17 protein-coding genes are annotated in these 18,803 nt (G+C 55.6%); all 17 read left to right on the top strand.

Annotated elements, in window-relative coordinates:
• The first annotated feature begins 9 nt into the window (after positions 1–9).
• The 17 genes from tssJ (at position 10) to O3S68_RS07620 (ending at position 18,796) form a co-directional block, all read left to right on the top strand.
• Positions 10–516 (top strand): type VI secretion system lipoprotein TssJ, encoded by a 507-nt coding sequence (tssJ, locus tag O3S68_RS07700; protein ID WP_016495647.1) that lies wholly within the window; start codon positions 10–12, stop codon positions 514–516.
• Positions 517–540: 24 nt separating this feature from the next.
• Positions 541–1,884 (top strand): type VI secretion system baseplate subunit TssK, encoded by a 1,344-nt coding sequence (gene tssK, locus O3S68_RS07695; protein WP_269231200.1) that lies wholly within the window; start codon positions 541–543, stop codon positions 1,882–1,884.
• Between the two features lie 17 nt (positions 1,885–1,901).
• Positions 1,902–3,140: a DotU family type VI secretion system protein gene (locus tag O3S68_RS07690; protein ID WP_016495649.1), complete on the top strand. Its 1,239-nt coding sequence runs from the start codon at positions 1,902–1,904 to the stop codon at positions 3,138–3,140.
• A gap of 3 nt (positions 3,141–3,143) precedes the next feature.
• Positions 3,144–6,755 carry a type VI secretion system membrane subunit TssM gene (gene tssM / locus O3S68_RS07685; RefSeq protein WP_269231199.1) on the top strand — a complete coding sequence of 1,204 codons (3,612 nt, stop codon included), beginning with the start codon at positions 3,144–3,146 and terminating at the stop codon, positions 6,753–6,755.
• 18 nt (positions 6,756–6,773) lie between these two features.
• Positions 6,774–7,484: a type VI secretion system-associated protein TagF gene (gene tagF, locus O3S68_RS07680; protein ID WP_016495651.1), complete on the top strand. Its 711-nt coding sequence runs from the start codon at positions 6,774–6,776 to the stop codon at positions 7,482–7,484.
• An 11-nt stretch (positions 7,485–7,495) separates the two neighbouring features.
• Positions 7,496–8,509, top strand: coding sequence for a type VI secretion system protein TssA (gene tssA / locus O3S68_RS07675; protein WP_016495652.1), 1,014 nt, complete (start codon positions 7,496–7,498; stop codon positions 8,507–8,509).
• A gap of 74 nt (positions 8,510–8,583) precedes the next feature.
• Positions 8,584–9,108 (top strand): type VI secretion system contractile sheath small subunit, encoded by a 525-nt coding sequence (gene tssB / locus O3S68_RS07670; protein WP_016495653.1) that lies wholly within the window; start codon positions 8,584–8,586, stop codon positions 9,106–9,108.
• 3 nt (positions 9,109–9,111) lie between these two features.
• Entirely contained in the window at positions 9,112–10,614 is a 1,503-nt protein-coding gene (gene tssC, locus O3S68_RS07665) for a type VI secretion system contractile sheath large subunit (RefSeq protein WP_269231198.1), read from the top strand.
• A 68-nt stretch (positions 10,615–10,682) separates the two neighbouring features.
• Positions 10,683–11,114 (top strand): Rap1a/Tai family immunity protein, encoded by a 432-nt coding sequence (locus tag O3S68_RS07660; protein WP_045509812.1) that lies wholly within the window; start codon positions 10,683–10,685, stop codon positions 11,112–11,114.
• Positions 11,111–11,605 (top strand): T6SS effector amidase Tae4 family protein, encoded by a 495-nt coding sequence (locus O3S68_RS07655; RefSeq protein ID WP_269231197.1) that lies wholly within the window; start codon positions 11,111–11,113, stop codon positions 11,603–11,605. Before O3S68_RS07660 ends, O3S68_RS07655 begins: the two co-directional genes overlap by 4 nt.
• A 197-nt stretch (positions 11,606–11,802) precedes the next feature.
• On the top strand, positions 11,803–12,285 hold the full coding sequence (locus tag O3S68_RS07650; protein WP_016495656.1) for an Hcp family type VI secretion system effector: 483 nt from the start codon (positions 11,803–11,805) through the stop codon (positions 12,283–12,285).
• A 203-nt stretch (positions 12,286–12,488) separates the two neighbouring features.
• Complete coding sequence (locus O3S68_RS07645; protein WP_045509807.1) at positions 12,489–13,322, top strand: peptidoglycan-binding protein; 834 nt, start codon at positions 12,489–12,491, stop codon at positions 13,320–13,322.
• Between the two features lie 3 nt (positions 13,323–13,325).
• Entirely contained in the window at positions 13,326–14,120 is a 795-nt protein-coding gene (locus tag O3S68_RS07640; RefSeq protein WP_269231196.1) for a lysozyme inhibitor LprI family protein, read from the top strand.
• Positions 14,121–14,223: 103 nt separating this feature from the next.
• Complete coding sequence (locus O3S68_RS07635) at positions 14,224–15,060, top strand: lysozyme inhibitor LprI family protein (RefSeq protein WP_269231195.1); 837 nt, start codon at positions 14,224–14,226, stop codon at positions 15,058–15,060.
• 129 nt (positions 15,061–15,189) lie between these two features.
• Positions 15,190–16,995: a type VI secretion system-associated FHA domain protein TagH gene (tagH, locus tag O3S68_RS07630; RefSeq protein ID WP_269231194.1), complete on the top strand. Its 1,806-nt coding sequence runs from the start codon at positions 15,190–15,192 to the stop codon at positions 16,993–16,995.
• Positions 16,992–17,786 carry a PP2C family protein-serine/threonine phosphatase gene (locus O3S68_RS07625; protein ID WP_016495661.1) on the top strand — a complete coding sequence of 265 codons (795 nt, stop codon included), beginning with the start codon at positions 16,992–16,994 and terminating at the stop codon, positions 17,784–17,786. The genes tagH and O3S68_RS07625 overlap by 4 nt, the downstream gene beginning before the upstream one ends.
• Positions 17,787–17,806: 20 nt before the next feature.
• A complete protein-coding gene (locus O3S68_RS07620) occupies positions 17,807–18,796 on the top strand; it encodes a hypothetical protein (RefSeq protein WP_269231193.1) in 990 nt (329 codons plus the stop codon).
• The last annotated feature ends 7 nt before the right edge of the window (positions 18,797–18,803 follow it).

Here is an 18,803-nt window from a genome sequence, read left to right as displayed (position 1 = left end):
GTACCTGGTATGAATAATAATTCGGTTGTACGCCAGATTAGCCTGGTGTTTTTCTTTGTGCTGGCCACCCTGGCCAGCGGTTGTGGCTCCTCTTCACACAGCGTACCTACCAGCTATAACCTTCAGTTCAGGGCTCATCCGCAAATCAATGAGTCCGCTCCCCTTAAAGTCAGGGTGTTGCTGTTGAAATCGGACGCGACATTTATGTCCGCCGATTTCTGGTCGCTGCAAAACAACGCAGATAGCGTACTTGGCGCCAACCTGCTGAACAGTGATGAATTTTTCCTGATGCCCGGCCAGTTGTCGAAAACGCTGAGCGGTAAAAGCGCGCCCGACGCGCGTTACATCGGCGTAATGGCGGAGTATCAGGCGCTGGATGGCAAAAAATGGCGGATGTCCTTACCGCTCCCGGTGCAGGGAGAGACGCACTTCTACGAATTCTGGAAATCGTCGTCAGACGAACTGGAAGCCAACATCTTCCTCGACGTCAATGGCATCCGTGTGATTTCCAAATAGCGCCAGTCTTAACAGGAAAACCGTATGAACAAAGCAGAAAAGGTCGTGTGGACCGAAGGTATGTTTCTGCGCCCTCATCACTTTCAGCGAGCGGAAAGCTATCTGCAACACCATATTCGCGAGTGGGGGACACTGCAGCGCCCGTATCTTTGGGGCTACCTTGATATCGAGCTCGACGATGCCATGCTGCGCCAGGGCTGTATTGCCCTGAGTTATGCCAGCGGTTTACTGCCGGATGGCACGTTCTTCTCATTCCACGATGCTCGCCAGGCGCCCACACCGCTGGCTATCCCTGACAACATCAACAATGAGCGCGTGGTGCTGGCGCTGCCTGCCCGTCGCGGCGGGCGTGATGAGGTGATCTTTAGCGAAGAGAAAGATTCGCTGGCGCGTTATGTCACCTGGGAAAGCGAAGTCGATGACGATAACGCCATGTCCGTCGGGCCGGCGGCGGTGCAGTTTGGCCGTCTGCGTCTGAAACTGATGCTGGAAAAAGATCTCTCGGCAGAGTGGACGGCGATCGGTGTCGCGCATGTCGTAGAAAAACGTAACGATAACCACGTTCGAATTGATAGCCGTTATATTCCGCCGATGCTGAATGCGGTTAACAACCCGGCGATTTACGCCATTATCAACGATCTGCAAAGTTTGCTGATGCAGCGTAGCCAGCAGATTGGCCAGCGTCTGCGCCAGCCGGGGCGTTTCAATACCTCCGAAATGGTGGAATTCACGCTGCTGGCCTTGATTAACCACCATGTCGGCCAGGTTTCCCATCTGAAAACGCTGCCGATGATCCACCCGGAAGAGTTGTGGCGCAGCTGGCTGGCGTTTGCCACCGAGCTGACCACCTGGACCGCGTCACGCTCGCCGGAAGAGACGCTGCCGGTTTACGACCATGACGATCTGGCCGGGTGTTTTGGCAAGTTACAACTGATGCTGCGCAACGGGTTGTCTCTGGTGATGGAAGAGCACGCCATCCAGTTGCCGCTCACCGAACGCACGCACGGGTTGAATATCGTCACGTTGCCGACCACCACCATGGCGCGCGAGTTTGGTTTCGTGCTGGCAGTGAAAGCCAGTGTCCCTGGCGAAATCCTGCAAACCCATTTCCCGGCCCAGATGAAAGTCGCGCCGGTCACCAAAATCCGCGACCTGGTGCAGTTGCAACTGCCGGGTATGAAGTTGCGCACCATGCCGGTCGCGCCGCCGCAAATTCCGTGGCATGCCGGTTACAACTATTTCGAACTGGAAAAGGGCGGCGAGCTGTGGAACGAAATGGAAAAATCGGGGGCTTTCGCGCTGCATCTGGCAGGTGAATTCCCGGGTCTTGATATGGAGTTTTGGGCCATCCGTAGCCCGACTGAATAATACAGCGAGCGCACAATATGCAGGAACAACAAGCCTCCGGCAGCGATGCCGCTCTGGCAGGAGCAAGTGGCAACAATCCTTTGGTCGCGGCCGCCAACCCGTTACTTAACGCGATACCGCAGATCCGCTATTCCGTTTCTCATGATGATCAAAGCGGTCTGCGCCAGCACCTGATTGATGAAATTCGCCGTTTTGAAGTGCGCTGCCAGCAATCCGGGCTGGCCTACGAAGTGATCGTCGGCGCCCGTTACTGTTTATGCACCGCGCTGGATGAAGCGGCGGCGCTCACGCCGTGGGGAAGCCGTGGCGTCTGGTCCGGTAGCGGTCTGCTGGTGACGTTCCACAACGAAACCTGGGGCGGGGAGAAATTCTTCCAGCTGCTGGCGCGCTTGTCGCAAAACCCGCGCGAACATATCGCGCTGCTGGAGCTGATCAACTTCTGCCTGTTACTCGGTTTTGAAGGACGTTACCGGGTGATGGACAACGGCCGCACGCAACTGGAAACCATCAAACAGCGCTTGTGGCAGATGATTCGCGGTGTGCGTGGCAACTATCCGCCGCCGCTGTCGCCGCACCCGGAAGATCAACCGGTCATGCGCAAATTGTGGCGGCCGGTTATTCCGCTGTGGGCGTGTGTCGGGCTGGCGGGTTTTCTCGCCTGCCTGTTCTATATCGTGCTCAACTGGCGTCTGGGTGACAGCACCAACCCGGTGCTGGCGAAAATTTACCAAACCCAGTTGCCGGAAGCGGCCATTGAGCAGCCGGTACAAAACGTGCAGCCGGTACTTAACCTACGCGCGTTTCTGCGCCCGGAAATTCAGGCAGGCCTGGTGGCGGTGCGCGATGAAGCCGATCGCAGCGTGGTAACACTCAAAGGCGATGGCCTGTTTGCCTCGGGATCGACGGTGGCACGCGAAAGCTATGAACCGGTTATCGATCGTGTTGCGCAGGCGATGAATAACGTCAGCGGCAAAATTCTGGTGGTGGGTTTCAGTGACAACGTGCCGATCCGCAGTGCGCGTTTCGCCTCGAACTACGAGCTGTCGCTTGAGCGCGCGCGTTCTGTGCAGTCGCTGCTGCAAAAACACCTGTCGCAACCGGCGCGTGTGAAAGCGGAAGGACGAGGGGAGATGAACCCGATCGCGCCGAACAACTCGGCTGAAAACCGCGCCCGTAACCGCCGCGTAGAGATTACTTTGCTGGTGTCGCCGGGAAATACGGCCGCCGAGCTGAACGGATTGCCGCAAGGAAACTAAAGGATGAATATGTTGCTTTCATTGCTGACCAACCGCATTTTGTGGGGTTTCCTTGGCGTAACGGGGCTGGCCGCGGTTATCTGGATGATTGGCCCGCTGCTCTCCGTCGTGGATTCCCGCCCGCTTGAGTCTGAGCAAAACCGCATGATCACCATTGCGGTGATGTACCTGATTTGGGTTCACAGCCACATTGTGCCGCGTCTTTACAACGCCTGGCTCAACCGCAAGCTGATGGACAACCTGAAAAGCGAAGAGGCAAAAGATCCGGTTGAGCGCAAACGCCTCAATAACGAAGAACAGGTGCTGAACGAGCGTTTCGAAGAAGCCGCGCAGGTACTGAAAAAAGCGCACTTCAACCAGCCAGGTCAACGCGGACAGTGGGCGCAGCGCTTCAGCACCCAGTATCTGTATCAACTGCCGTGGTATGTGATTATCGGCGCGCCGGGTTCCGGTAAAACCACTGCGCTGGTCAACTCCGGTCTGCAATTCCCGCTGGCGGATCGCTTCGGTAAAACCGCGCTGCGCGGTATTGGCGGTACGCGTAACTGTGACTGGTGGTTTACCAACGAGGCTGTGCTGCTCGATACCGCCGGGCGTTATACCACGCAGGAGAGCGAGCAGGTTCAGGATGCGAGCGAATGGCTGAAGTTTCTTGGCCTGCTGCAAAAGTATCGCCGCCGTCAGCCGATCAACGGCGTGATTGTGACGGTCAGCATTGCCGATCTGCTCACCCAGTCAGCCGAGGCATCGCGCGAACAGGCGCTTAACCTGCGCCAGCGTTTGACCGAGTTGCATGAACAACTGGGGATCCGTTTCCCGGTGTATGTGCTGGTGACCAAAGCGGACTTGCTGAAAGGTTTTCGCGCGTATTTTGCCGGGTTTGATAAAGCGCAGCGCGATCAAATCTGGGGTTTCACCTTCCCGTGGGAAAAAGCCAAACTGGCGGATTTCGACCTGCAGGGCAGTTTTATTCAGGAATTCGCGCTGCTGCAACAGCGTCTGGACGCGGCCCTGCCGGATACGCTACTGCGTGAAAGCGATGCGCAAGCCCGCGCGGAATGTTTCCTGTTCCCGCAGGAGTTCGCCGCGCTGCGTCCGCTGCTGGCAGATTATCTGAACACCATTTTTGCCCGCTCCAACTTTGAAACCGAGTTCTCCCCGCGCGGCATCTATTTTGCCAGCGGTACGCAGGAAGGCCTGCCGTTTGACCGCGTGATGGGCGAGCTTAACCGCGCGCTGTCGCTGCCGCAGGGCAAATCAGGCGATAACTGGGATTCGGTCAGCAAAGAGGAACCGGTGCCGGGCGGGAAAGGGCAGAGCTTCTTTATCAAGCATCTGCTGCAAAACGTGATCTTCCAGGAAGCCGGTATTGCCGGGCAAAACCGCTGGTGGGAACTGCGCAGCCGGGCGGTGATCTGGTCCGGTTATGCGGCGCTGCTGGCGCTGCTGATTATTATCAGCGCCTTGTGGTTTACCAGCTACGGCAACAACCGTGATTATCTGGATGAAGTGCAGGCCAAAGTACCGGCCCTTGACCAGCAGATCAAAGCGCTGCGTAACCGCCAGCAGGGCGATCTCTTTGCCTTGCTGCCGCTGCTTAATGGCCTCTCTGCGCTGCCGGAAAGCGAGAAGTTTGACGTCAATAACCCGCCGATCACCCGCCGTATGGGGCTCTATCGCGGTAACGATGTGGCTGACGCCTCGCAAACCCTGTACCAGAAAGCGCTGCAACAGATGCTGCTGCCGGAAGTGGCGATGCGCATCACTACCTGGTTGCGTAACGACAACGGCAGCGATGTGGAATACAGCTATGAAGCGCTGAAAGCCTATCAGATGCTGTATCAGCCGAAGCATTACGACGGTAAGTTCCTGCACTCGTGGGTGATGCTCAATCTGCAACGTAACCTGCCGCAGAACGTTACCAAAGCGCAGTTAAGCCAGCTTGAGTGGCACCTGACGCAACTGCTGGAGCCGCAAATTCAGTCGTCGCCGTATGCCAAAGACGAGGCGCTGATTAGCCGCGAACAGGCATTGATCAACCAGCAACCGCTCTCCACCCGCGTTTACGGGCGGCTGAAACGCCTGCTGGAGCGCGATGAAAACCTGAAGCAGGTTTCGCTGGCGTCGCTTGGCGGCCCGCAGAGTGAACTGGTCTTTTCCCGCAAAAGCGGTAAGCCGGTCGGTGAAGGGCTGCCGGGGTTGTATACCCCGGATGGGTACTGGAACAGTTTCAATGCGCAAATCGCGCCGGTCACCGCCTCGCTGCATGAAGATGATGTCTGGGTGCTTGGCTCCACCACGCAAGCGGAAGACAAACAGCAAACCGATAACGCGGTGCGCCAGTTGTATGCGCGGGATTTTATCGCTATCTGGGATAACTTCTTAAGTGACATTCAGCTTAATAACAGCGCGGATCTGAACCAGCGCATCAATACCGCGCGTCTGCTTTCCGGAAACAACTCACCGCTGCGCCGGCTGGTTATCAATCTCAGCCAGCAGTTGAAACTCAGCCGTGATGACGTGGCGGATGGTAAAGAGAAAGCGCCGGAGAGCAGCAACCGTGGTACGCAGATGCTCGAAACGCTGTTCAGCAACCATGACGGCGCTTCAGCCACGGCAAACGCCGCCGCCAGCCAGACGCCGGAACAGCGTGTCACCGAACATTTCGCGCCGATCATCGAACTGGCGCAGCCGCTGGAAAAGGGCGGCAAGACCATTGTGTTTGATGATTTTCTCAAACAGGTTGATGAGCTTTATCGTTACCTGACTGCCGTGCAGGATGCCGCCAACAGCGGAATGCCACCGCCGGGCGGCGAAGCGATCAGCCGTTTGCAGGCCAGTGCCGGGCGTTTACCTGGCGGGCTGCAAACCATGTTCAGCAACATGGCGGTTGGCGCGAGCAGTGATACCCAGCGCCGGGATATGGAAAACGTGCGCAAGCGCATCAGCGTGGAAGTGGGCAGCTTTTGCCGCCAGGCGATTGCCGGACGCTACCCGCTAGTGCGTTCCGCCAGCAGCGAAGTTACCCCCGACGATCTGGCACGCATGTTTGCCCCTGGTACCGGCCTGATGGATGTCTTTTTTCGCGACAACCTGACCAACAAAGTCGATACCACCCAGGCGACATGGCGTTTTATGCCGGGCATCGATGGCAAAACCCTGCCGGGCAGCGAAGGGGTGCTGGTGCCGTTTCAGCAAGCGCAATCGATTCGTGACGCGTTCTTTGCCAACGGCAGCGCAACACCGTCGTTTCGCACCACGGTGCGTACGGTGCGCATGGATAACACCATCCTGAATATGACGCTGGATGTAGACGGACAAATCCTTCGCTACAGCCACGGCCCGCAGGCGGTGCAAATCGTTAGCTGGCCGGGTTCCGGCGGCACCAACCAGGTGCGGATGCAGTTAGGGCTGGCCAACGGTACAACCGCTACGCTGGTGACCAACGGCGCCTGGGCGCTGAACCGCTTTTTCGATAAAGCGCGCGTCAGCCCCGGCAGCAGCAGCCTGAGCCGCCAGGCGACATTCACGGTTGACGGACATCAGGTGACGCTGGAATTCGCGCCGAACAGCATCCGCAACCCGTTCCAGCTTCCACGTTTCGCATGTCCTTGAACTGCAAAGGAACGCCTAATGACTACGACTTCTGCAATTAGCTGGTATGGCAAACTGCCCAGTGCGGGCGATTTTTTACAACGCCGCTTTCCTGATGCGCTTCAGCGTCAGTGGTCCCACTGGTTTCAGGTGGGGCTGATGAACTGGCAGAAAGAAGAACAGCGTACAAACGACCGGCAGTTCAGCAATGCGCCGATCTGGAATTTTGTTGTGCCGCCGATGCTCGGCGGGCAGCAGGTGCAAATGGGCTGTCTGCTGCCAGGGCGCGACAGCGTTGGTCGTCAGTATCCACTGTGTGCGTTGATGGCGATTAACCCGCTGGAGTGGTCGCCACGCCATTTAGCGAAGGCGGGTGACTGGTATGAACAACTCGGGCGCACCATGCTGCATGCCGTGCGCAATGGGTTTTCACCCGAACAGCTCGACCAGGCGCTGCTCTCCATTCCACCCGTACAACTGGTGGAGCCGGAAACGCGCTCGGAAATTCTGGATGTGATTGGTTATGACGGCGACGGCGAATCTACCATCGGCTGGCGACAGGCCGCCGAATGTTTTGATCCGCTGCGCCAGATCAGTTTCTGGTGGACCAACCGCAGCGATGGCTACCCGCTCTACACCCATGTGCACAGCGGCAATTTTACCGGCCAGTTATTCACGCTGTTGTTTGAGCCGGCGGGTGGCGCAAGACCCGGTCGCCATGGCCTCTACCCACCGATGTTTGAAGAATAAGCAGGTTGCGGATGACTATAGAATCGTTACTCGCTCCGGTCAGCCCGGAGCAGCCTTGCGGTGAGAATCTGGAGTACGACGCCGATTTCCAGGCGATGGAGCAGGCGAGCCTCGGCAAAGCCGAGCAGCAGTTTGGCAGCACCATTATTCCCGCCGAACCGGCAGACTGGACGCGGGTGGAAAAACTGGCCACCGGGCTGCTGGCGCGCACTAAAGATATCCGCGTGATGATGGCGTTAACCCATGCGTGGACTCGACGTCGCGGGCTGGAAGGCTATGCTGATGGTTTAATGCTGTTAGGCCAGGCGCTGGCGCTGTACTGGGATCAACTCTGGCCTTCGCTGACTGACGGTGGTGAATTCGACCCGTTTTATCGCATTAATGCGCTGGCGGGGTTAAGCGATAAATCTTCGCTGACCACCACGCTGCGCCAGTCGACGCTGCTGCGCAGCAACGGTGATGAGCTAAACGTGCGCGACGCGCAGGCGTTGCTTGACGGCAGCAAAACGGAATGTGCAGGCTATCCTGGCGGTCGGGTGCGTCTGATTGATGAACTCACGCGCGGCGGTCAGCCTGGCATTGAGGCTATCTGCCAAATCGAAGGGCGTCTGCAAACGATCCGTACATGGTTGCTCGAACAACTGGGCGAAAGCGGGGTGCCGGAAATGGAACAGTTACTCAAAACGGTCGGGTTAATCGCCGGCGTCAGCCGCGCTAACCGCACGGAAGAGCAACAGGCGACAGAACAAACGGCACCTGCGGAGAGCGCACCGCAAGCGGTTGTCGCGACACCGCTTGCGGCGCATACCGACTGGCGAACCGCACAGGTTACCACGCGTGCCGATGCGCAACTGATGCTGGAAAAAGTGAAGCAATATTTCACCCAGCACGAGCCGAGCCACCCCGCGCCGTTGATGATTGACCGCGTACAGCGGCTAATCGAACTGGACTTTATGGAGATTATTCGCGATCTGGCGCCCGATGGCGTGAATCAACTGCAAAACATCTTTGGGCGTCAGGACTGACGCGTACCGAGTTATGACGGCAGGCGCGTTGCCGGTCGTCAAACCTTCACCGCGCATATTCGATGGAGAACATCATGGCAATAAGTAACAGTGGTCAGAAATTTATCGCCCGCAACCGTGCCCCCCGCGTACAGATTGAGTACGACGTGGAAGTGTACGGCGCGGAGCGCAAAATCCAGCTTCCGTTTGTGATGGGCGTAATGGCGGATCTGGTAGGGAAACCGGTGGAGAACTTACCTTCTATTGAGGATCGTAAATTCCTCGAAATCGACGTCGACAACTTCGACGAACGCATGAAAGCGCTGAAACCGCGCGTGGCGTTCAACGTCGACAACACCCTGACCGGCGAAGGCCGTCTGAACGTCGATTTAACTTTCGACAGCATGGATGACTTCCTGCCTGACGCGGTGGCGCGCAAAGTTGAGCCGCTGAACAAGCTGCTGGAAGCGCGTACTCAGCTCTCCAACCTGCTGACCTACATGGACGGCAAAAACGGCGCGGAAGAGTTGATAGCCAAAGTGTTGCAGGATCCAACCCTGCTGAAATCGCTCAGCCAGTTACCGAACAGTGAAGACAGTGCGCAAGGTAAAGAGGAGTAAACCATGAGCAACCCTTCTCAACAGCAAGAACTGCAGCAGGGCGCACAGGCCTTCAGCCAGGATGAATTCAGCGCGCTGCTCAGCAAAGAGTTCCGTCCGAAAACGGACCAGGCGCGTTCAGCGGTAGAAAGCGCGGTGAAAACGCTGGCGCAACAGGCGCTGGAAAACACCGTCACCTTCTCCAGCGATACCTATCGCACCATTCAGAACCTGATTGCCGGGATTGATGAAAAGCTGTCGCAGCAGATTAACCAGATCATCCACCACGAAGATTTCCAGAAACTGGAAAGCGCGTGGCGCGGTCTGAGCCATCTGGTGAACAACACCGAAACCGACGAGATGCTGAAAATTCGCTTTATGAGCATCTCCAAGCGGGAACTGGGCCGTAACCTGAAACGCTACAAAGGCGTGGGCTGGGACCAGAGCCCGCTGTTCAAAAAAATCTATGAAGAAGAGTATGGCCAGTTCGGCGGCGAACCGTTTGGCTGCCTGGTTGGCGACTACTACTTCGACCACAGCCCGCAGGATGTCGAACTGCTGGGCGAAATGGCGCGCATCGGCGCGGCGGCACACTGCCCGTTCATTACCGGTACTGCGCCAAGCGTGATGCAGATGGAGTCCTGGCAGGAACTGGCGAACCCGCGCGATCTGACAAAAATCTTCCAGAACACCGAATACGCTGCCTGGCGTTCACTGCGTGAATCTGAAGATGCCCGTTACCTTGGCCTTGTCATGCCGCGTTTCCTGTCGCGTCTGCCGTACGGTATTCGCACCAATCCGGTTGACAGCTTCGATTTCGAAGAAGAGACCGATGGCGCGAACCACAACAACTATTCGTGGGCGAACGCGGCCTACGCGATGGCGACCAACATCAACCGTTCCTTCAAAGAGTACGGCTGGTGTACCTCGATTCGCGGTGTGGAATCCGGTGGTGCGGTAGAAAACCTGCCATGCCATACCTTCCCGAGCGATGACGGCGGCGTGGACATGAAGTGCCCGACCGAGATCGCCATCAGCGACCGTCGCGAAGCAGAACTGGCGAAAAACGGCTTTATGCCGCTTATCCATCGTAAAAACTCCGACTTCGCCGCCTTTATTGGCGCACAGTCGCTGCAAAAACCGATGGAGTACCACGACGCCGACGCGACCGCTAACGCACGTCTCGCCTCGCGTCTGCCGTATCTGTTCGCCTGCTGCCGTTTTGCGCACTACCTGAAGTGCATTGTGCGCGACAAAATCGGCTCCTTCCGCGAGCGTGACGAAATGGAACGCTGGCTGAACGACTGGGTGATGAACTACGTCGACGGCGACCCGGCGAACTCCTCGCAGGAAACCAAAGCGCGTAAACCACTGGCTGCGGCAGAAGTGCAGGTGCAGGAAATCGAAGATAACCCTGGTTACTACGCGGCGAAATTCTTCCTGCGTCCGCACTACCAGCTGGAAGGTCTGACCGTTTCTCTGCGTCTGGTATCCAAACTGCCGTCGCTGAAAACCAAAGAGGCGTAAGCCAGACAGGCCGCAAGCTTTAGAGGTTTGCGGCCCTGGAAACATTTTCGCAAACAGAAGGATATGTGATGAAAATGCGTATTGGACTTGCGGGTTTTTTGGTCATGTTCTCCACAATGATAAGTGCGGAGACGAAGACCTATTCGTACCCACAAGCGTCTCCGTTACCCGAAGATTCTGTTTTAAATCTTATGCGGGATCCTGCTTTGCTAAATGGCTTCGATGTAAATATGAGCGCCCAACGTTTTGCTGACGCCTGGTTCTCTAAAACGAATGAGCGTGAGCGGATTAAAGCAGATATGTATCTGTTAGGCGTACTGGATACGACAGAAGGAAAAACATGGTGTGGTTATAACCGTCTTCTGCCGTCATCTATTCATGAAAATTTATATTCCTACTTTGAAAATCTAACGGCGGAAAAAGGAAAACTGCGTGCATCAAAAGTAATAAGCGATGCGATGACAGAGTTGATGCCATGCAAAAAGGGGAACAATAAATGAGGCCATTATACGAGCAGTTAAAACGTTTCCATCGTTCCTCTCTGAAGTATCAACCTGGCTTTTTATCACCGGAAGAACTATTTAAAGAGATTGGCTATGACTATCAGGCACTTAAAGCAAGCAATCCGAATTATGAGAATACTTGTGGTGTACGAATGAGTTTAGCCTTGCTTAAAAATAATATTGATTTTACTGGCCGATTTATTATTAAAGACGGTCCTTATAAAGGTAAAAAGATAGAACCAGGCGCGAAGCTTCTTGCCGATCAACTTTATAAAGACAGTGTGTTTGGAAAAGCTGAAGTCTACACTGATATTCGCGAAGCGGGCAGAAAATTGCGTAACCGTAAAGGTGTCGTTTATTTTCACAGAATCGCAGGTTATGGAGGTGGTCATATCGACCTGCTTGAACCACTGAGTAATAATATGTTTCAGTGCAACAGTGGATGCCATACCGACTCCAAAGAAGTGTGGTTCTGGGAATTAAAGTAGCCCACGCGTAATTAATTAAATGATTTAATTTCTACCCGCCTGGGTAGAAAAGGAACTTCTGGAAAGAAATATATCTTTCCAGGATGTAAAGAGGCAGAGGTAAAATATGGACGGTTTTATTCGGCCCCATGCTTACCCGTTTGCCATATAAGCGCTTTTTCGAAAGCAATATTTATCATTAACGAAGAGTAAATATTATGGCTATTGATATGTTTCTGAAGGTCGATGGAGTTACGGGTGAATCTAAAGACTCTAACCACACCGGCTGGACTGATATCACATCTTTTTCCTGGGGTGCTTCACAACCTGGGAACATGAGCGTTGGCGGTGGCGGCGGTGCCGGTAAAGTCAATTTTAATGACCTGCATGTTAACGCACTCATTGATAAATCCACGACGGCTATCCTGAAACATTGCGCCAGCGGCAAACACTTGACCAAAGTTGAGCTGTCTGTCTGCAAAGCAGGCGGCCAGCAGGTTGAGTATGCGCGCATCACGCTGGAAGACGTGCTGGTGACTTCCGTTCAGTACACCGGTGCTGACAACGGCGACACCGTAGGTGTGACCTATGCATTCCAGGCTGCGAAAGTGAAACAGCAGTACTGGGAGCAGTCCTCCTCCGGCGGTAAAGGTGCTGAAACCACCGCTGGCTGGAACATCAAAGAAAACAAAGAAGCGTAATCGCTGTGGTGAGCCCGCAAGGGCTCACCTTGTTTTTTTTCTGGCAAATGACGATTTAATTATTAATTTTTTCTCTCTTTTTTATATCGGGTTAGTCGCGTTATCCCCAACAAAATAATTTGCTACTCAAACGCAGCCGCTTTTATGAAAGCTGTTTCTTTTGAGTGCGTATAAAAATTAAAGAATAATTTGAGGATGAACGAATGAGTGTTATGCGCAAGGGTGATCGTGGTACGAATGTTAAAGAGCTACAGCAGCTGCTGAATAAATCGGGAGCGAAAGTCGGTGAAGATGGTATTTTCGGCTTAAAAACCGAAATGGCTGTCAAACAATTCCAGGCGAAACAGAATTTACACGTCGATGGAATTGTCGGGCGACGCACCCTTGCTGCACTGGGAAAACCGGTCACCACCCGCGCGCCACAGCCGCCGATTTCCGGCAGCGCCGGGCGACAGGCTGTCGGTGCGATGGATATCTCCGCCAGTGGCATGACCTTTATTTTTCATCGCGAAGCCTGGGCAAACAAAAGTTGTTACCTGCACTGGCCAGGCGGCGCAAGCGGCGTGACGCTCGGGCCGGGCTACGACATGAAAGAGCGCTCAGAGCAATCTATCAAAGCGAAAATGATTGAAATCGGCATTGATGCGATAACCGCGGAAAAAATCAGTAAAGCCGCCAGATTGCATGATGACCAGGCCAGCCAGTTTGTCGCCGATAACGCGAAACTGGTGCGTCTTACCGCCGATCAGGAGACAAATTTACTGCGTGCCACCGTTCCGCCGTACGTTAACGCGGTGAGAAATGGTATTTTTGTGCCGCTGAAGCAGTATGAATTCGACGCGCTGGTCTCCTTTGCGTATAACCCTGGTGGACGGCTGAATAACGTGTTTGGTTTTATCAATCGCGGGCAGATCTCTGATGCGATGACGGAAATTAAACGCGCGAATACCAGTAAACACAAAGTTATGAAGGGTTTGATTAATCGTCGTAATTTTGAAGTGAATCTTTTCTTAAACGGCGACTACGGGACAAATTGATCAATGACGACTCACACTAAACAGATCGTAGCGGCAACCATGACTTGCCTGGCGTTGTTCTCTTCGGCGGTGCAGGCAGGCAATTCACCGGTACAGGGCGAGTGGCAGGTTGAGAAAGCGTTTATTAATACCGAAACAGAACGCACCCTGAACTATCAGTTCAACGATGATCGCCTTGTCGGGCGCTTTCTGAGCGTGACACCGCAAGGCATCAGCACTACGCTGCCGGGCGGCTCGAATTGCCAGTCACCCGCGATGAAAGAAAGCAGCAGCACGCTGGATGGCTGGGTTGCTGCAACGCAGTCCATCCCGGAGAAAGACGCGGCGAAAACCTATGAGCTGGGATTAGACGGGAGCGCGAAAACGCAGGTCGAGAATATTACCTGCGCATCCGGTCACTTTGCCAACGGTGATGCGGGCAGCGATGCCAGCCTGGCGTTCGTCAATCAGCGCTTACTGCTGAACTGGACGGATGGCACCATCCTTTTGCTCAAGCCGGTCGATAAAAACAGCAAACCGCAGGCATCGTTTGATTGTGCAAAAGCCGCTTCCGCGCCGGAAAAAGCGATTTGCGGCGATCGCGAGCTGGCGGCCCTGGATAACAGCGTTGCCCGTTCGTACAAAGCGTTTCGTAAAGAAGCCGCCTCGCTTGGCAATAACGATCTGGAAAACAAACTGCAATCGCAACAGAAAGCCTGGCTAAGCCAGCGCAATAGCTGCAATGGCGATGTGCAATGCCTGAAAAAATCGATGAACGATCGTCTGGAAACGCTGGCGCACAGCCTGGATGGGGTCTGAGTCGTGTCGTGTCATAAGGGGATGGCGGGCAGCCATCCCTGCTAAGTAGTAAGACGTTGTCGGTATTGCATGTACGCCACTGGATGAGATGGCAGGGAAAAACATGACAGGAAGCATCATTCGGTTCACCCCGGCGCGCGTAAAGTGTGTCGCCTTAGCCGCACTGGTTTTGTTGAGTCACTGCGCGGCCAGCGCAGCAGAAGCGCCAGCCTCTATTTCGGGGCCCTGGCGTATTATTGCCAATTCAACGGATACGCAAGCCACCATCTCCTTCTATACCAAAGTCAACGATCCCAGCTATGTTGGCCGCGTGGTGCGTTTTGATAACCACGCGGTAAGTGGCGACGCGGCGCTGAACATTGATTGCCAGCAACCCGCATACCTTCAGCAATCGCCGATGACGCTAAATGAAGCGATAGTAAAAACCTCCGGCGAGCGCCGTTTTCCGCCCAAAATTCCTGTTGCAGAAGATTTCGGTTTGAACGGGCAAGGCATGCAGAAAATCACCCCAATTGTGTTGCAATGCCAGCAAGGGCACCTGGGGCCGGATGGCGAATCCATCGGTAACTGGGTAGCGTTGTTATCTGCCGATAAGCTGCTGATGTACGGGAATGACAACAGCTATTTTGTGCTGAAACGCGTGACGGCTGATGAAAAAATTACGCCCCGTTTTTCCTGTAACGCTAAGCTAAGCGCCACCGAGCAAGCGATTTGTGGCGACAATGAACTGGCGGCCTGGGATCGCAGCGTGACCGATGCCTACATTATTCAGTTGCAGCAACAGCAAGAAATTGACCCGGCGGATAAAGCCACGTTGGCGGGCATGAAAGCGGCGCAGCGCGACTGGCTTAAAAAACGCAACCAGTGCCAGACAGACGCCGCCTGCTTAACAAAATCGATGCAACAACGGACCTTTGAATTGGTCAGTAAAATCCAGTAAAACAAGAGACTTATCCGGTGGCTGCGCCGGGTTCGCGAACGTCGACCTTCTTTTCGCTTGTCTTCAAACGCAGCCGTTTTAGCTAAAGCGGCACCGTTTGAGTGCACATAACTCCAGCAGGAATACGCGATGCGATTCACTATTATTACCAGTAAACCCGGTCATCAGCCGCCACAAAGTAGCTGCGACTTTTATCCCCCGGGCGGCACCATTGGCCGCGGCACGGACAACAATCTGGTGCTGCCGGACAACGACCGTTCCATTTCACGTTTGCAGGCGATTGTCCATATCGCCGGCAATGGCGAGTGCCGCGTCACCAACCGTGGCAACGTGACCCGCGTCGTACTGAATGACATCCCCCTTGAACGTGGGCGTCAGGTTGAGCTGCAGGATGGCGATATTCTTGGCATCGATGAGTACCGTATTGAAGTCACCGATCTGATCCAGGATACCCGTCCTGTCACCCGTATGGCGGAAGAGATGTATCCGAAGCCAGCGCAGCCGCAGGTGGCGAAACCGGCACCTGCTCCGGCGCAGAAAAACGCGCCAGAAGGCGCACCGGCGTCCGTGCCGACGGAAATCTGGGACAGCCTGATGCAGGAGTTTTCCATCTCCGACAGCATCTCCAGCAGCCGTGCGAAACCGCAGGAAGCGCAAAATCTTAACCCGTTCGCCGCGCCGAAAGGGCCGGAGCGCAACCCGGAAGATCCGCTGTCGCTGCTCAATAACAATGAACCGCTGGTGACGCCGAAATCGCTGGCCTCGGATCAGCTGTTTAACGACGAACAGTTGTTTAAAAACGACAGCATCTTCAACGATTCCACGCCTTCTGCGCTGGTGCCGCCGGTTGAACCGACACAAAAATCGCACACGCCGGATAGCGACGAGCTCGATCCGCTGGCGCTGTTTGGCGGTAGCGGTAGCACGAAGCAAACCCGCAGCGACGATCCGCTTGGCCTGCTGAGCGGCGCGGTGCCGCTGGCGCATGCCGATGAACTGGCGGCGCAGAAACCGGCTGAACCGCAGCCGATCATTACCGATCTCAACACGCCGGAACCGCCGCCAACCGCTCAGCCGATTATTACCGAGCTGCACCCGGAAGATTTAAGTTCGACGCCGCTGTTTGCCGACGACGCGCCGCTCTCCGCGCCGGAAGAGGTGCAGGAGCAGCAGGATTACGCTGGTATCACGCTGCCAACACCGCAGGCGGTGCAGCGCAGCGCGGCGCAAACGCCGAAAGGGCGTCTGCGTATCGATCCGGTTCAGAGCAATGGCACGAAGAGCACGCCATCAGTCAGCACCGGCGACAGCGGTGATGTGCTGAAGGGTGAGCTGCTTGATGCGCTGCTTGAAGGCATGGGACTGAGCGACATGCAGCCGGTGCCGCAGTTCGATAAAGAAAACATGCGCCAGTTCGGTCAGATGCTGAGCATGTTCTCGCAGGGCACGGTTGCGCTGTTGTCGTCGCGTTCTATTCTGAAACGCGGTGTAAAAGCGGACATGACCATGGTGCTGGATGACGCCAACAACCCGTTCAAACTGCTGCCGTCGGGTAAAACCGTATTAATGCAGATGTTCGGCACGCGTATGCCTGGTTTTATGCCGCCGAAAAAATCGGTGCGTGACGCACTGATCGATTTACAGGCGCACCAGCTGGGGATGATCTCCGGTATTCGCGCCATTATCGCCGCCATGTTGCAGCAGTTTAATCCGGAGCAACTGGAAGATGACGCCAAACGCGACGGCGCAACCGCGCGGCTTGGCGTGCTCTCCAACCGTAAAGCCGCGTTATGGGATTACTACGTTCGTACTTACGCCCAGACGGCCGGTGAGATTGACGATGACTTCCACACCCTGTTTGGCGAAGCGTTCCTCCACGCTTACGACATGGAAGTCAACCAGTACAAAGACTCACAAAGCGGATCGGAAGAATGAATATCAGCACGGCCTCTATTTCGCGACAGGGCGAACGTGCCAGTAATCAGGATCAGACCGGGGAAACCATCGGCGAGCGCGCCGCCTGCTTTGTGGTCTGCGACGGCATCGCCGGTTTACCCGGCGGTGACGTGGCGGCGAAACTGGCGCGAAACGCCATTATCACCCGGTTCGACGGTGACGAGCACCTCAATGCCCAGTACATTCGTCAGTACGTGAATGGCGCGAACCGCGCCATCCGCGAAGAGCAAAAAGCGGTGCAGGATTATCACCGCATGGGCACCACCATGGTGAGCCTGTTTATCGATCGCGATTACCAGCTCGCCTACTGGGCGCACGCGGGTGACAGCCGGTTATATCTGTTTCGTCGCGGCTGGCTTTACCACGTCACCACCGATCACAGCCTCGTCCAGCAGATGAAAGACGCCGGGCACCAGACCGAGGGTATCAACGGTAACTTGCTCTATTTCGCGCTGGGGTTGGGCGAGGATGAGCGTGAACCGAGCTACAGTGATGTGGTGCCGATTGAAGATGGCGATGCTTTTTTGCTGTGCACGGATGGTTTCTGGCACGGCGTCACCGAGGAGCAGATGCAACAGTCGCTGCACATGGTGAACACGCCGGATGAGTGGCTGACGTTGATGAATCAAATCCTGCTGAAAAACGGTGTCGGGGCGCAGACCCAGCAGGACAACTATAGCGCCGTAGCGGTGTGGATGGGCACGCCTCAGGAGACGACGCTTTTGCATACGCTCTCTGAAGCCGCGCAGTTTTTCCCTCTTCGTGATTGATACAGCTTACAAGGACTTTTATGAAACTTTGGCTACCGGGTTTGGCCCTGCTGGCAGTGTGTGGCAGCGTGCAGGCAGAAAACTACCGCATCGTGCAATCGCCTTCGCAAAAACTGGATGTCTGGATCGATAACGTCGCCGATAACACGCCAAAAAGCTGGTGTGCGAAGACGCTGCCGCTGCGCATTGTCGCCAGCGGCGATAAAAAACCCTCGGTACTGAATAGCTTTTTACCGCGTCTTGGCGCGCTGCTGGAAAACCAGTGCGGCACGCTGACGCAGGTGCGCTGGAAACTGACCGACCCACAAGGCACGACGCTGGCTGAAGGCACCGCCGATAAAGCCAAAGAGTGGGATCCGGTGGTCACCTCAACCGGTGCGACTACCGCGCCCGCCGCAACCCCGAGCGCCGGACTGGTTGCCCCTACCGGTCGCGCCGAAGATCTCTCGCCGCCCGCCAGCCGTGCGCCGTGGCAGGAGTTCACCTTGCAGGATGGCTGCCACCTGCGCACCTTCTGGCAGGGCGGCGCCGGTACGCCCGCGTTGTTTATTCCCGCCAAAGAAGATGGCAAGTGTGAGAAGGGCGGCTGGCTGAACGGTCGCAGCGTGGTGACGCAACTCAGCAACGGCGTGGAAAAGAAAATCACCATGACCTTCGTACACGGTTTCCCGGTCAGTGGCCTGAATGCCAGTGTGGATGCGGATCGCCTGTTGATCACCACCGTCAACAACGAACGTATGGTGGTCAGCGAAGGTACGCTGGCGCAGAGCTGGATGATCCTGCCGTATGTTGACAGCCTGAATGGCTGGCAGGCGAATGGCACCGTGGCGGTGGAAATCTCCCGCGACGTGGCAAATGATCCGGCGCGTTTACAGGCGCGTATTGAAGAAGTGCGCAAAGCGTGGATGCCGTGGTTTGAACCGGGTACGCACCTGAATATTTTGCTGATTGACTCGCTGCACCCGCAGCTGCGCAACCCGGCGGTTGGCACCTATAAAACGGTTAATTAAGGAGCGG

Origin of the sequence: Kosakonia sp. SOY2, from assembly GCF_027109175.1 — a bacterium.
In the GTDB taxonomy this organism is placed as follows: Bacteria; Pseudomonadota; Gammaproteobacteria; order Enterobacterales; family Enterobacteriaceae; genus Kosakonia.
The sequence above is the reverse complement of the archived record's forward strand: the minus strand, read 5'-3'. Positions and strand labels throughout refer to the sequence as shown.